The organism is Egibacteraceae bacterium (assembly GCA_035540635.1).
Lineage (GTDB): Bacteria > Actinomycetota > Nitriliruptoria > Euzebyales > Egibacteraceae > DATLGH01.
The window spans coordinates 1-13,796 of the sequence record DATLGH010000025.1 but is presented as its reverse complement, the minus strand read 5'-3'; the positions used below and the strand labels follow the sequence as shown (position 1 = coordinate 13,796).

At 73.5% G+C, this 13,796-nt stretch carries 14 protein-coding genes and 1 tRNA gene; 9 read left to right on the top strand and 6 right to left on the bottom strand.

The window, feature by feature from the left end:
• Positions 1-56 precede the first annotated feature (56 nt).
• The 3 genes from VM324_04825 to VM324_04815 all read left to right on the top strand — a co-directional run bounded on the left by VM324_04825 (position 57) and on the right by VM324_04815 (position 2,288).
• Entirely contained in the window at positions 57-647 is a 591-nt protein-coding gene (locus VM324_04825) for a DUF1802 family protein (GenBank protein HVL98597.1), read from the top strand.
• 142 nt (positions 648-789) lie between these two features.
• Complete coding sequence (locus tag VM324_04820) at positions 790-2,127, top strand: M15 family metallopeptidase (GenBank protein ID HVL98596.1); 1,338 nt, start codon at positions 790-792, stop codon at positions 2,125-2,127.
• A gap of 74 nt (positions 2,128-2,201) precedes the next feature.
• Positions 2,202-2,288, top strand: a tRNA-Leu gene (locus tag VM324_04815).
• A gap of 238 nt (positions 2,289-2,526) precedes the next feature.
• On the opposite strand, the gene VM324_04810 is transcribed toward VM324_04815, so the two are convergent.
• The 3 genes from VM324_04810 to VM324_04800 all read right to left on the bottom strand — a co-directional run bounded on the left by VM324_04810 (position 2,527) and on the right by VM324_04800 (position 3,954).
• Positions 2,527-3,030 (bottom strand): hypothetical protein, encoded by a 504-nt coding sequence (locus VM324_04810; GenBank protein ID HVL98595.1) that lies wholly within the window; start codon positions 3,028-3,030, stop codon positions 2,527-2,529.
• Between the two features lie 170 nt (positions 3,031-3,200).
• Positions 3,201-3,428: a hypothetical protein gene (locus tag VM324_04805; protein HVL98594.1), complete on the bottom strand. Its 228-nt coding sequence runs from the start codon at positions 3,426-3,428 to the stop codon at positions 3,201-3,203.
• Positions 3,429-3,510: 82 nt separating this feature from the next.
• Positions 3,511-3,954, bottom strand: a complete 444-nt coding sequence (locus tag VM324_04800; GenBank protein ID HVL98593.1) for a hypothetical protein — start codon at positions 3,952-3,954, stop codon at positions 3,511-3,513.
• Between the two features lie 127 nt (positions 3,955-4,081).
• Here VM324_04800 and VM324_04795 point away from each other — a divergent pair, with 127 nt between their 5' ends.
• The 4 genes from VM324_04795 to VM324_04780 all read left to right on the top strand — a co-directional run bounded on the left by VM324_04795 (position 4,082) and on the right by VM324_04780 (position 7,250).
• Positions 4,082-4,213, top strand: coding sequence for a hypothetical protein (locus tag VM324_04795; protein ID HVL98592.1), 132 nt, complete (start codon positions 4,082-4,084; stop codon positions 4,211-4,213).
• Positions 4,210-4,770 carry a PRC-barrel domain-containing protein gene (locus VM324_04790; protein HVL98591.1) on the top strand — a complete coding sequence of 187 codons (561 nt, stop codon included), beginning with the start codon at positions 4,210-4,212 and terminating at the stop codon, positions 4,768-4,770. Before VM324_04795 ends, VM324_04790 begins: the two co-directional genes overlap by 4 nt.
• Positions 4,771-5,205 (top strand): PRC-barrel domain-containing protein, encoded by a 435-nt coding sequence (locus VM324_04785; protein HVL98590.1) that lies wholly within the window; start codon positions 4,771-4,773, stop codon positions 5,203-5,205.
• 128 nt (positions 5,206-5,333) lie between these two features.
• Positions 5,334-7,250, top strand: coding sequence for an AAA family ATPase (locus tag VM324_04780; protein ID HVL98589.1), 1,917 nt, complete (start codon positions 5,334-5,336; stop codon positions 7,248-7,250).
• Between the two features lie 7 nt (positions 7,251-7,257).
• Here the strand turns inward: VM324_04780 and VM324_04775 are convergent, their stop codons facing one another.
• The 3 genes from VM324_04775 to VM324_04765 form a co-directional block, all read right to left on the bottom strand.
• Positions 7,258-8,040: a transglycosylase family protein gene (locus VM324_04775; protein HVL98588.1), complete on the bottom strand. Its 783-nt coding sequence runs from the start codon at positions 8,038-8,040 to the stop codon at positions 7,258-7,260.
• 231 nt (positions 8,041-8,271) lie between these two features.
• Complete coding sequence (locus VM324_04770; protein HVL98587.1) at positions 8,272-9,480, bottom strand: GGDEF domain-containing protein; 1,209 nt, start codon at positions 9,478-9,480, stop codon at positions 8,272-8,274.
• 83 nt (positions 9,481-9,563) lie between these two features.
• Positions 9,564-11,174 (bottom strand): sulfite oxidase, encoded by a 1,611-nt coding sequence (locus tag VM324_04765; protein HVL98586.1) that lies wholly within the window; start codon positions 11,172-11,174, stop codon positions 9,564-9,566.
• Between the two features lie 59 nt (positions 11,175-11,233).
• On the opposite strand from VM324_04765, the gene VM324_04760 reads away from it, so the two are divergent.
• Together VM324_04760 and VM324_04755 are read left to right on the top strand one after the other, a co-directional pair.
• Positions 11,234-13,045, top strand: coding sequence for a RecQ family ATP-dependent DNA helicase (locus VM324_04760; protein HVL98585.1), 1,812 nt, complete (start codon positions 11,234-11,236; stop codon positions 13,043-13,045).
• Between the two features lie 340 nt (positions 13,046-13,385).
• On the top strand, positions 13,386-13,796 hold a 411-nt coding region (locus VM324_04755; GenBank protein ID HVL98584.1), incomplete at its 3' end, for a hypothetical protein.

Here is a 13,796-nt window from a genome sequence, read left to right as displayed (position 1 = left end):
GGGGGCTGGCATGGCGCCTGCACCCTAGCGCCCGCCCGCCCCCTACACTTGCGCGCATGACGGCCACCAGTGTCGCCACGACGCTCGCGCTCAAGGAATGGGCTGCGGTCGCCCACGCCCTGCTCGACGGTCGCCAGACCCTGCTGCTGCGCAAAGGCGGTATCCACGAGAAGGCGTTCACCGTCGGGCAGTCCGGCGGGGGGTTCGTCCTTTTTCCGACGGTTGCCCACAGCCACGCCGAGCGTGTTCGTCCCGAGCACGCGGACCTGCTCGCGCGGGGCGCTGCCGACGTCGACGAGTCGCGAGGCACCTTCGTCGTGCGGTGCGGTCTGAGCCTCGTCGACGTGGTCGCGGTCGAACATCCCGACCGGCTCGACGAGGTCGCCGACCTGCATATCTGGACCGCCGAGTCCATCAAAGCCGACCGCCTCATCTTCCGGCCGCGCCACGCCCTCCAGGCCCTCGTCGTCCGCGCCGTGGCGTTGCCCGAGCCGGTCACGCTGCCGAGGACGGACGCCTACGGTGGCTGCAGGTCATGGCTGGACCTCCCACTCGCATGGGATGGCGGGGGGCTCCCGGTCCAGGCGGAGGAGCGTCTGATCGCTGACGCAGCGCGGGTGCGCGAGGCCGTCGGACCGCGCGCGTGACCGGGGTGGCGTTACGGCTCAGCGGCACAGTCGTTGACACAGTGAGCTTTTCTGCAGATCCTGTCGAAGCGCGTGACCGCCATGCGGTCGGCGGGTTCCCGTGTTGGGTGGCCGCCGACGTGAGCCACGACCCATAGGTGCTATGACGAAGCGTCTTTCGCTGCTCAGGAGACTGAAGAGTTCCCGCGTCGCGCTGCTCGGAGCGGTCAGCTGCCTGGTCCTTGCCACCTGCACCCCGTCGGTGACCACGGTCGCGACGTCGGAGTTGGGCGAGGGTCCGGGCGGCGAGGGCCTGCTCCACAGCCGGTCGGTGCCTGCGCCTGAGGCAGAGGTCGCGCTGGGCACCGCGCCGGTGGAGGGCCTCGCCCCGCCGTCACTGCCCGCCGACGTGCCGGCGGAGGGCGCACCGCCGCCGCCCGCGCCTCCGCCTGCCGCCCCCGAGGGCGAGGCTCCGCACTTCGAGCCCGTGACCGTGCAGACCCCGAAGCTTCGCCTCGACGGGGTCCCGGCTGACCGCGACGACCTCCTCGGGCAGGTCCTCGGCGTGCAGGGCGTCACCTTCGCCACCATGCTCACGGTCGGGGAGGTGGCGATCGCCGCCCCCGAGGGCGTGACCGCGGTGAGGGTCGCCGCCGTCGATCCGTTCGGCTTCCGGGTGCTCACCCCGCAGGTGACCGCAGACGCCGTCGAGGTCTGGCAGCGCATCAGCGAGGGCGACGCCGCCTTCATCCACGAGGTGGGCCACCGTCTCCAGCTCGAGCTCGGCCAACGCATCCCCGCGGCCGGCGTCACCACCCTGCGCGTCGGCGCGCTCGCCTCGAACGGCGCACCACCCGTCGCTGATGCGATCGTGAGCCAGGCGACGGCCCAGGCGCTCCAGCTCCAGGGGACCCGCTCGATCCTCATCTCGCTCGCCGGGGACGCAGCGCCCGCGAACGCGGCCAAGCGCGTCCAGGAGGCGACCGGCATCGCACCGCAGGTCCTCGAGGAGCCCACGACGCAGCGGGCGTTCCTGTCGGGTGCCGCCGCCCGCAACGCGTTCGAGCCGTTCAACTACGTGTCGTTCGGCGACGGCATGATCCAGATCGACTCCGCTTGGGTGCGGCGCAACATCGTCCGCGCGAACGTGCCGATCCTGCGCGGCGAGGTCCTCTGCCACCGGCTTCTGATCCCGCAGCTGCGGGGGGCTCTGCAGGAGGTCCAGGACCGGGGGCTCGCCCACCTCATCGACCCCTCGCAGTACGGCGGATGCTGGGTGCCTCGCCACGTGCTCTTCAACCCCCAGCGGGGCTTGTCCATGCACGCCTGGGGGCTCGCCGTCGACATCAACGTGTCGACGAACGGCTACGGGGCCGTGCCGCAGATGGACCCCCGCATCGTCGAGGTCTTCGACCGCTGGGGCTTCGTCTGGGGCGGGCGCTGGAGCATCCCCGACGGCATGCACTTCGAGCTCGGGGCAATCCTGAAGAACGCCGGCTGATCCGCCCTGGGCCGGCCGCTATGCTGGCAGCGTTGCAGCCGGGAGCCGGGCGTTGGCATACTCGCCCGAGCCTTGTCGGTGTGGCGGAATTGGTAGACGCGCACGGTTGAGGGCCGTGTGGGCTTCGGCCCTTGGAGGTTCAAGTCCTCTCACCGACACCAGCCAGCGCGGACCCGCGCAATGCCAGCCAGCGCGGACCCGCGCAATGCCTGAGAGCCTCGTCCCGCCGGCGGGGCTCTCGCCTTTCCTCAGGCGCGGCCATCGCCCCACCTTCCATGACGACCCCAGGTCGGTCCGTCAACGTCCCCACCACATGGCGTCTACCCGCCCCGGCGGCGCGGCCCGGACGCGCCACGGCGCCGACGACCTCGTGGTCATCGGCGCCGGAAGCGGAAGCTGCTACTGCGCGGGGCTGGCGCCGCGGTGCACCTTGGCGGTGGAACTGCGGTCTTGGCGGACGCTCGGGTCGCCGTCGTGGACGCCGATCCCCGTGGAGGAGTCGTTGGTGACGTCAGCCGAGGGGCCGCCTCCGGGACCGGGCACGCCAGGTAGGGCCGGGGTGGCGGGAGCAGGCACGGCGCCGGCGTCGGGCAGCGTGGGGACCGACGGCTTCGGCAGCGACGGCACCGACGGCTTCGGCAGCGACGGCACGGAAGGCTTCTCGACGGTGGGCAGCTCGGGTGACGGGGCGTCGGGCAGGGCCGGAGTGGCCGGGACGCCGGGTGCAGTGAGCGCCGGCGCGTCGACCGTCGCCGAGCCGATCTCCACCGTGGCGCTGACCGGCGGCGTCTTCACCGAGCCGCCGGTGACGCCATGGCCGTCCAGGTGCGTCCCGGCCACAGCAGCGCCCGGAAGGAGCAGCGCGGCGCCCGTGACCGCAGCAGCGACAGCTTTGAGATGCATGGGAGTCCTCCAAGGGATTCGGTGGCGCCCCAGGCGGGGATCGCCGCGTACCCATGCATCGGTGAGGGGTGACTACTCCTTGAGGATCAGTTCAGGCCATCTGGACAGGACGAACCGGGCGACCGGCGCGCCCCTGGGTCGCCGCCGGCACGGCACCCCGGCTTCCCGCCCTACTGCGGCGGTGCCCCCGCGTCGGCGCAGTAGAGGGTGTCCTGGTGCTCGATGCAGTCGCGGCCGTCGACCTCGTCGACCGAGATGCCGTAGCCGACCGCGCCCCCGAGCAGGAGGCCGATAACCATGCCGAGCCCCACGAGCGTCCAGATGAACACCTGCGTCGGCGTGCTGAGATCGTCGAACTCCCTCTTGACGGTCTCGGTGTCCTGGCGGATGTCAACCACGTTGCGGCTCCTTCGTAACGGTCCTCTCCCCGCCCTCTACCCCCCGCACACGCCGAGTAACGCCGTCCTCACCCCTGCGCGCTCACGCGAGCGACACCCGTCCCTCCGCCACCGGCCGGGCCAGCCGTCGGCCCTCGGCGTCCACGCGCTCGTAGGCATCGGCCGCCACACGCAGCCGGGCGGCAGCCTCCGGCAGGTCAACAGCTCCCTCGACGACCGCCGCGAGGCTCTCGGGCGGCGCGCTGACCGGGGCCAGCGTTGGGACTCCGGGCTCCTGCCCCGGCTCTGCGGTCTTGCGGCATCGGCCCTCGCCGGCGTCGAACGGCGCGACGAGCCGCCAGCCGCCGCGGTGCAGGCGCCCGTAGCGATCCGCCTCGCTGCGGAGGTCCACCGCAAAGTCCCTGAGCGTGCGCGCACCCTCCCCGATGCGGCGGACCCGCAGGACGATCTCGTCGGGGTCGCCGCCGAACACCTCGTGAGTGGCGCCGTGCAGGTTGACGAGATACTGATCCCGGTTCTGGCTCATGGAGGGTCCTTCCTCGCGGCGGCTGGGAGGATGTGGCCAGAAAGCGATACCCCGTCGGGGCGGCCCCCCACCGCGCCCAGCAAAGGGCGCGGCTAAGGACCCGGCGATTCGCACTAGGATGCAGCCGATGGACTGGTGGTGGTGGATCGTCGTCGGCGCGGCCGTCCTGCTCATGCTCCTCGTGGCGTTCCTGGCCGTGCAACGGCGGCGCCGGGCGGGCGGCGTCATCGCCGCGCGGGGCCGGCGGGGTCGACGTTGACCCTCCTGCTACGCGCGCGGGACCTCATCGGCCGGCCGGTGGTCACCCTCGACACCGCCGAGGACGTCGCCGAGGTCAAGGACGTCGTCTTCCTCCACACAGAGGCGAAGGTGGTTGGCTTCACGCTCAACAAGCGAGGGCGCTTCGCCGGGCCCCTCAAGGCGGTTCTGCCGTGGTCGCGGGTCGCCGCTCTCGGCAGGGACGCGGTGATGATCACGGGCAGGGAAGCGCTCGGCGCCCCGGACGAGGGGATGCGCGACGTCGCCGGGGACGCCGATGTCGTTGGGACGACCGTCATGACCGAGGGCGGCCGGGCGCTCGGCACCGTGCGCGACCTCGTGCTCGAGGTGAACGAGGACGCCGACGTCGTCGGCTTCGAGATCGACGGCGGACAGGGCCCCCGGCTCCTACCGGTGGGCGACACGTTCTCCGTCTCGGGCGAGGCGCTCATGGTGCCCGCCGCCACGGAGGAGTTCCTCCACGACGACCTGGCGGGCTTCGGCAGCGCCGTGGAGGCCTTTCGGGACCGCCTGCACCGGCCCCGCGAGGAGACGTAGGTGCGGTTCTCCGACGCGCACGGCACGCCCGTCATGTCGCGCAACGACGCCGAGCAGCTCGGCAAGGTGCGCCGCCTGCTCGTCGACGTCGGGCACCGGCGCGTCACGGCGGTCCACATCGACGGGCGGCGCAAGCGTGCGCTGCTCGTCGAGTGGCGGGCGCTGTCGGGCTTCGGCCCCGACGCGGTCGTCGTCGGCGACGGCGGCGCGCTCCGCGGCCCCGCCGACGAACGCGAGCTTGCCATGGTCGCCGGGGACCTCGACTGGCTCGGGCGTCGGGTCCTCACCGACCGCGGCGAAAGCGCCGGCGCGGTCGACGACGTCGAGTTCGACGAGGACTCCGGCGCCCTCACCTCCATCGTCACGACCCGGGCCACCTACGGCGCCGACCGCCTCGTCGCCCTCGGCCCCTACTGCGTCATCGTCCGCGGCTGACGGCGGCGGCCAGCGCGCTGCGCAACGTCACTATCACGCAGGGTGATCGTTGCGTCTACTATGGCAGCAGGTTCGCCCTGCGCGCGCCGTGCCGGTCAAGCAGGGTCGGAAGACCAAAGGCGGGGACCGTGAGCGAGACAACAGTGGCGGCACGCCTCGGCGGTGCACTCGTCGACGCCCTCGGGGCCGACGTCGGCCAGGCGAGGGAGCAGGCGAGAAGGCGCCGGCTCGCGCTGCTCGCCGCCGTGCTCGCCGTGCCGGCGGCGTTCCTGTGGTGGCGGATCGCCGTCGGCGCGCCGTTCGACGTCTTCGCGCTGCCCGACCTGCCCCGCGACCCCTACCTCTACATGCTCCCGCTGTTCCTTGTCGTCATCCTGGTTGTCATCGTCGCGATGCCTCTGGCCAGCGGGCGCTCCCCCCACATGCTCTTCCGGCCCGAGCAGATCGACGTCGGTTTCGGCGACGTGAAAGGCCTCGACACCGTCGTCGACGAGGTCGTGAAGACCCTCAACACGTTCCTCGGCTACGCGTTGTACCGGGGGCGCCTCGGCGGCAACCCGCGCCGGGGGCTGCTGTTCGAGGGCCCTCCCGGCACGGGCAAGACCCATCTCGCGAAGGCCATGGCGCGTCAGGCGGGTGTGCCGTTCCTGTTCGTCTCCGCCACGAGCTTCCAGTCGATGTGGTACGGCGCGACCGCCCGCAAGATCCGCGGCTACTTCAAGCAGCTGCGCAAGGCGGCGCGCCGCGAAGGCGGGGCCATCGGCTTCATCGAGGAGATCGACGCGATCGCGACCTCCCGCGGCGGCATGCGCGCCACGTCCACCCCCGCGAGCGTCATGGGCACGAACGCATGCGGTTCGTCGGGGCCCACCGTCCTCGTGGCGAACCGCTTCGGCTCGAGCGAGGGCACCGGCGGCGTGGTGAACGAGCTGCTCGTCCAGCTGCAGTCCTTCGACACCCCGCCGCTCGGCCACCGGCTGTGGAACGGGTTCGCGAAGGCGTTGAACGCCTACCTCCCACCGCGTAGACAGGTCCGCACGCGCAGGCCCGTGTACCACAACATCCTCGTCATAGCGGCGACGAACCGGGCGGACGATCTGGACCCGGCGCTCCTGCGCCCCGGACGCTTCGACCGCCGCCTCACCTTCGAGCTGCCGGCGAAGGCGGACCGCCGTGAGCTCGTCGACTACTTCCTCGCGAAGAAGTCCCACGCTCCCGAGCTCGACGGGGAAGACCTGCGCGACCAGCTCGCCGGCCAGACCTTCGGCTACACGCCGGTGATGATCGAGCACCTGCTCGACGAGGCGCTCGTCCTCGCGCTGAAGGACGGCCGGGACGAGCTGGCGTGGCGCGACGTCGCCGACGCGCGTCTGACGGGCGAGGTGGGCTTGAAGAACCCCGTCACCTACACCGACACCGAGCGGCGGACGGTGGCGACTCACGAGGCGGGCCACGCCACGATGGCCTACGTCGCGGGCACCCGCCGTCTCGAGGTCCTGTCGATCGTCAAGCGCCGGGGGTCCCTCGGCCTTCTCGCCCACGGCGACCTCGATGAGGTCTTCACCCGGTCGCGCACCGAGATGTACGCCCTGCTCCACATCGCCATGGGGGGGATGGCCGCCGAGGAGCTGTGGTTCGGTGAGGCGGGCACGGGGCCGGGCGGGGATCTCGCCTACGCCACCCAGGTGGCCTGCGAGATCGTCGGCTCGTGCGGGATGGCGGGCTCGCTCGTGTCGCTCGAGGCGGCGCAGGGCTCACTGCTCAACGACACGAACCTCGTCGGCCGCGTGCTCGCCGACCCGGGGATGCGCCCGGAGGTGGACCGCCTCCTCGCACAGGCCAAGGCCCACGCCCGCGCAGTGCTCGACCGCAACCGCCGCCTCGTGGAGGCGCTGCGCGACGCACTGCTCGAGCGCGACGAGCTGATCGGCGAGGAGATCACGACGGTGCTCGCTGCCGCAGGCGAGCCGGTGCGCGACGGTCTCGTTCTCGACCGCCGGCAGCCGGCGGCGGACCGCCGCCGCACCGACTGGCTCGCCCGCTAGGCCTCGCTCAGCGCAGGCCGAGCTTGCGGGAGCACGCGGGCCACGCACTCCAGCCCTGGACCCCCTGGAGCTGCTGGCCCCTGCTGATCTGCTCCTCGCGGCTGGCCTCGTGCGGCAGGCCGGCGCCACCGACCGCCTGCCAGCTCGACTGCGAGAACTGCAGGCCGCCGTAGTAGCCGTTGCCGGTGTTGATGTGCCAGTTGCCTCCCGATTCGCACTGTGCGAGGCGGTCCCACGCCCCCGCGGGCGCGGACGTGTTGACGCGCGGCTCGGTGGCCGGTGCGGGCCCCGGTCCCGGGGTGGACTGCCCGGGCGCGTGCGTCGCGGCGGCTTCGGTCCCGGGAACCGGCGCAGGCGCCGGCAGCGCCCGGGGCTCGAGGACCTCGGCGGCGTCGGGGATGCGCAACACTTGTCCGGGCACGATGAGGTCGGGGTCGGCCACGTCGGGGTTCGCGTCGAACAGCGCACGCCATCCCTCCACCGGATCCAGACCGTGGGCCGCGGCGATCGATGCGAGGAAGTCGCCTGGCGCCACGGTGTAGCGCACCGGCTCGGGCGCCGGCTCGGCGGGCGCGGCAGGCTCGGGGGTCGGCTCGGGAGCAGTCTCGCCCTGCGGGCCGGTGGTGGTGGGGGCGTCCTCCCCGTCCGGCGGACGTGGGCCGACCTCGTCGGCGGACGTCTGGGCTGCGGCGGGCGCGGCCAGGCCCGCCACGGCGAAGGCGACGGCGGACGCGGTCAGGCCGAGGAGCTTCGGCGTGCGGGCGGGGGGGCGTGCGAGATGCGGGTGCATGACTCCTCAAGGGGGGCAGACGTCAGGGCGGCCGGCGGCGACACGACGCGGGCGCGGCGTCCGAGACGCCACGGCAAACCGGCGAGTGCGGGGGCGAAGGCGCCCCGCCAAGGTGACGGGTGGATGCCGTCAACCGGTCCCGACCCTAACGGCGCGCGGCGCTGCCGCAAAGGCAGTGCATGCCCATCCGGCCATGTCGGCGCCACGGGCGGGTCGGGGCGAGCGCTCCCTTCAGGTAGCCGCGGGGGAGCCCACGTCGGTGAGGAAGCTGAACGCCGACGTCGCCGGCAGCGTGACCGCGACCCGGTCGCGACCGGCCCGCTTCGCCTCGTAAAGTGCCTGGTCAGCGGCCGCCAGGAGGGCCTCGGCGCTGTCGACGAGCCCGTCGGAGCTGCTCGCCACACCGATGCTGACGGTGGCCGCCACGGGCAGCGCCGCCTCGCGCACCGCCGCCGCGAGCCGGTTGGCGAACGCGGTCGCGGGGGTTCGGGGGGTCTCGGGCAGGAGCATGGCGAACTCCTCCCCGCCGTAGCGCGCCACCGTGTCGGTGACGCGGGCGCGCTCGCCGAGCAGCCGCGCCACGGCCCGCAGCACCTCGTCGCCGACAGGATGGCCGTGCGCGTCGTTGATGCGCTTGAAGTGGTCGAGGTCGACGAGCAGGACGCTGTAGTGGGACCCGTAACGGCGCATGCGCTCGTGCTCGGCGTGCAGCACCGTCTGGAAGGTCACGTGGTTGCTCAGCCCCGTGAGCCCGTCGGTGCGTGCCGTCGCCCGCGTCCGCTGGACGAGGGTGTGGACGACGCCGGCGAGCACCGCCCAGACCGGACCCTCGACGAGTAGCACGGTGACCAGGGAGGCGTCGACCCCGGCGAAGGCAAGCGGGGCGAGCACCGCACCCCCGATGAGCACGCCCGTGCCCACGAGCCGCGCCGTGTCGCAGAACAACGCCGAATAAAGCAGCAGGAGGACGAGCAGCGGCCGGTAGATGGACGCCGACCCGCCGGTCACCGCAACGAGCGCGGCGATGAGGGCCAGGGCCAGGAGCCCGTCGTAGCGGTTGAGCAGTCCGTGCAGGCGCGGCCAGAGGCTTGCGAGGCCGAACGCGGTGGCGAGGCCCCCGAGGACGAACGCCACGCTTCCCCTGGGTTGGGCCTGTTGGGGCAGCTGAGAAGTGAGCGCCACGATGATGATCCCCGCGAACACCAGCGCGGTGCGCGCGGGTTCGCGGTGTTCGGCGATGTGGCTGGGCAGCGGCCGGGTCAGGGTGACGAACGTCCTCCGCGCCAGGCGCCCCCCGGCCACGCACGCGCGACGCGCGACCGCCGCGAGGCCGACGTCCCTGCCCCCACGCCTCGTCGGGCTCGGGGCGTCGGGGCCGGGCGCGACCGGCAGTCCGTCCGCGGCGAGCGGCGGCGCGCCGTGTCGGTGTGCTGCTGCCATACGACATGCGTCGGCAACCGGCCGTCCGGCCTTGACACCGCCGGCTTCACGTCCCGGCGCGGCGCCCCACGGTCGTCCGCCGGTCACACCACCTCGACGGTGACGGCGTGGTGGCCGGTCGCGCCGTCGGGCGCGGGGCGACGACGCTCGGCGGTCTGCACGGCCCCTTCCCCGTCGGTCGCCCTGACGGCGAGCTCGTGGCGGCCGCGTTCCGCGTCCCAGTCCCACACCCACTGGCGCCACGTCGCCGCCCCCAGCGGTTCGGCGAGGCGTGCCCGCTGCCAGCTCCCCCCGTCGACGGACACCTCGACGCGGTCGATGCCGCGGATGCCTCCCCAGGCCACGCCGGCCACCGCCACGCGCCCCGCCGGGACGGTGCTCGCACGGCGGGGGACGTCGATCCGTGACTGCGTCTTGATCGGCCCCTCCTTCGCCCACCCGCGCGGCACCCAATAGCCGTCGAAGGCGCCCCAGGTCGTGAGCTCGATCGCCGACAGCCACTTCGTGGCCGAGACGTAGCCGTACAGGCCGGGGACGACGAGCCGGGCGGGGAACCCGTGCCGGATCGGCAGGGGCTCGCCGTTCATGCCGACGGCGATGAGCGCGTCACGGCCGTCGAAGGCCACCTCGGTCGGAAAGCCCGCCGTCCATCCGTCGACGGACCGGCCGACGACCTGGGTGGCTCCCGGTTGCACGCCCGCCCGCTCGAGGACGGCCCGCAGGGGCACCCCCGTCCAGCGCGCGTTGCCGACGAGGTCCCCACCGACCTCGTTCGACACGCAGACGAGGGTTACGTCCGCCTCTGCGTGCGGCATGGCGAGCAGCTCGTCGTACGACAGGCGCAGCGGTCGCTCGACCATCCCGGTGACCGACAGGTCCCACTGCGCCGGGTCGACCCGCGGGACCGACAGGGCCGTGTCGATCCGGTAGAAGCGCTCTATGGGGGTGACGAGCGGCGAGATCCCGTCGACGGGCAGTGACGCGGCGGCAGGTGGCGGAGGCAGCCGGGCCGAAGCCGCCGGCAGCCGCACACGGGCGCGCGCGACCGCGGCGGCGGAGCGCTGGGTCAGGATGCGCCCGCCCGCGGCCGCCGCGCCGGCCCCCAGGGCGAGCCCCGCCGCGAGCCGCAGGAAGTCACGACGGCCGCCCCGAGGCGTCATGGGCTCGGCGTCGGCGGCCTCATCGCCCGAGGCTGTGCCGGTAGCCGGGCCGGGTTCGGGTCCGCCGCGCACGAGCAGCCCACGGAGGGCCACGACCCCTGCGGCTGCGGCGATGACCGCCGTGGCGGCGACGAGCGGGATGGACGCCTGGCGCTCGCCGACCGCCGCGGCCACCCCGACCAGGGCGAACACGGCGAACCCGGCCGCCGCCCCGGCGAGGCTTCGGACGGCGATGACGCCGAGGGCCGCGCCGCACACGGCGGCGACGAGGAGCATCCCGGCGACGAGGGCGGCCTTGTCGAACGTGCCGAACACCGCGATGGCCAGGTCCTTGACCAGGGGTGGGACCCGGTCGATGACGCCCGAGCCGACGGCCACCACGAGGGAGGGCACGGACGGGAAGAGACCGGCGAGCAGCTCGCTCGTCGCCAGCGCTACCCAGGCGGCCAGGGCGCCCGACGCGCCGGCCCGCCCCCTCCCCGGCGGGGCGGCGTCGCCGGGAGGCCGGGTCTCAACCAAGCGCTCAGGGGCCATCACCCCAGCATAGTTTCGGCCTCCCCCCATCCGGCGCTCCGGATAATCTTCCACGATGCATGAGGGCGGCGGTCCAGGGGCACTCTTGCACCGCCCACTCCCGGGGGCGCCGGTTGTGCCGACCCGAGCCCGAGGAACCCGCGCTGACCGACATCGACGACGCCCTCCGCAGCAACTTCCCGAGCCTGCAAGGCTTCCGTCCCGGCCAGCGCGAAGCTCTCGAGGCGGTTCTCGCCGGCAGCGATGTCGTGGCGGTCCTGCCCACCGGCGGCGGCAAGACGCTGGTCTACCAGCTCGCCGGCGCGATCCTCGGTGGCGCGACGGTCGTCGCGACCCCGCTCATCGCCCTCATGCAGGACCAGGTGCGGCGCCTGCGCGGCGACGCCGCGAACGGCGAGGGGGGCGGCGGGCGCCCCGAGCATCCGGACGCGCCCGCGGAGGCCGAACGCGTCGAGTCGCTGTCGGGCTCCGTGCGCGGTGAAGCCCGCAAGCGCCTGCTCGCGGACCTCGAGGCGGGCAACCTCGACTTCCTGTTCGCCACCCCCGAGCAGCTGTCGCGCGACGACGTGCGCGCCGCGCTGGGCAAGGCGCCGATCCGCCTGTTCTGCGTCGACGAGGCGCACTGCATCTCGGAGTGGGGCTTCGACTTCCGGCCCGCCTACCGCGAGCTCGCGACCGCCGCCGAGGCGATGGGGCGCCCGCCGATCCTCGCGATGACCGCGACGGCCCCCGAGGCGGTGCGTCACGACGTCGCCCGGGAGCTCAAGCTGCGTGACCCCGTGCTCGTCGCCCGGGGGTTCGACCGTCCCAACCTCCACTTCGGCGTCGTGCGCGTCACCGACCCCGACCGCCGTGACCGCCAGCTCGCCAAGCTCCTCGCCGAGGTGGGGCGCCCCGCCGTCGTCTACTGCACGACCCGCCGTGAGTCCGAGGAGACCGCCTTCGCCCTGCTCGAGCTCGGCGTGGCCGCCGGCCACTACCACGGCGGGATGGAGCGGGGCCTGCGCGAGGAGGTGCAGGAGGCGTTCCTGTCAGACGAGCCGAACACCCTCGACGTCCTGTGCGCGACGAGCGCTTTCGGCATGGGCATCGACAAGCCGGACATCCGAGCCGTCGTGCACCGCACGATGCCCGACTCGCTCGAGGCCTACTGGCAGGAGGCGGGGCGCGCCGGGCGCGACGGCGACCACGCCGACTGCGTGCTCATCTACCGTCCCGAGGACCGGTCGGTCCACGAGCACCTGCACCGGCGCAGCCGGCCGTCGGAGACGACCGTGGCGAAGATGGTGCACCTGTTCAGCCAGGTCCATACCGCCACGCCCGAGGCCGACGTCCTGGCCCGCGTCGCCGCAGAGGCCTCCGTGGCCCGCTCGGGCGCCGCGTCGCTGCTCGAGGACCTCGCGCGGTTCGGCTACATCACCGAGTTCAGGAACGGCATCCGCTGGAAGGGCGACCCGTCAGCGGCGATGGAGGACATGGCCGCCCACCAGGTCGTCCAGAGCGACATCGAGCAGTCGCGCCTCGACATGGTCGCCGCCTACGCCGAGTCGACGAACTGCCGCCGGCGCTACCTGCTCAACTACCTCGGCGACGAGTACCCCGGGGAGCTCTGCCTGCGCTGCGACAACTGCCTCCGGCGCGCCGAGCAGCGCGGCACCGACGACTGGGACGTCGACGCCCAGGAGGAGCGCGTCCAGGCCGACCGCGAGGGACCCTTCGCCACCGGGGCGTCCGTCACCCACCCCGAGTGGGGCGCCGGTACGGTCCAGCGGACCGAGGGTGACGTGCTCGTCGTGCGCTTCGACTCGGTCGGCTACCGCTCCATGCACGCGCCGACGGTCGTCGAGCGCAACCTCCTGCAGCCGGCGTAGGTCACCGTTCGCGGGGCGCCGGTGCTCGGCCGGTGTCCGTGGCCGGCTCTGGCCGTGGCCGGCTCTGGCCGCGCTGCGCGCCGGGGCTTGGCCGCGCTGCGCGCCGGGGCTTGGGCGTGGTGCGCGGCCGGGGCGCGTGAGTCCCCGGGCCGGGATTCCGGCGCATACGCGGGATTCTTCCTGTGCCCGGGGGCGCGCTGCGGGCGGCCTGCGGCAGGTCGGGTCGGCCCGGCGTGGTCCTTGTCGGCTGGGGCGCGACCCCCCCGCGGGGCCGCAGATTTCTGGGCTGGTGTGTGGATACGGGCTGTGGCTGTCACACCCCTCTGGTAGGTTGTCGAACATGAGTACGAACCAGGTAGCCGCTGCACCGCTCGAGGCGCTCGACGCCAGCGAGCTGGCCGAGGTCATCGCCCGGTCGCTGGGGCGTCTGGACGCCGGCGGGCTGGCCGAGGTGGGCCGGGGGGTCCTTGACCGGCTGGCGGCCGCGGACGACACCGGCGACGCCGCCCGGGGCCTGCTCGACGCGCTGCACGCGACCGTTGACCGGTTGGGCGCTCAGGTGTTGGGCGGGGCGGTCGGCGACGAGGCGCTGGCCGCCTCCGTGGTGGGATTGCGGCGGGTGGAGACGCGGGTGGCCGCCGAGCGGTTGCGGCGCATCGGCGAGCTCGACGCCCGCAAAGCCTTCCTCGGCAGGGCGGGGTCCACCGCGGACTGGCTTGCGCCCAAGCTGGGCCTGTCACGCGGGCAGGCC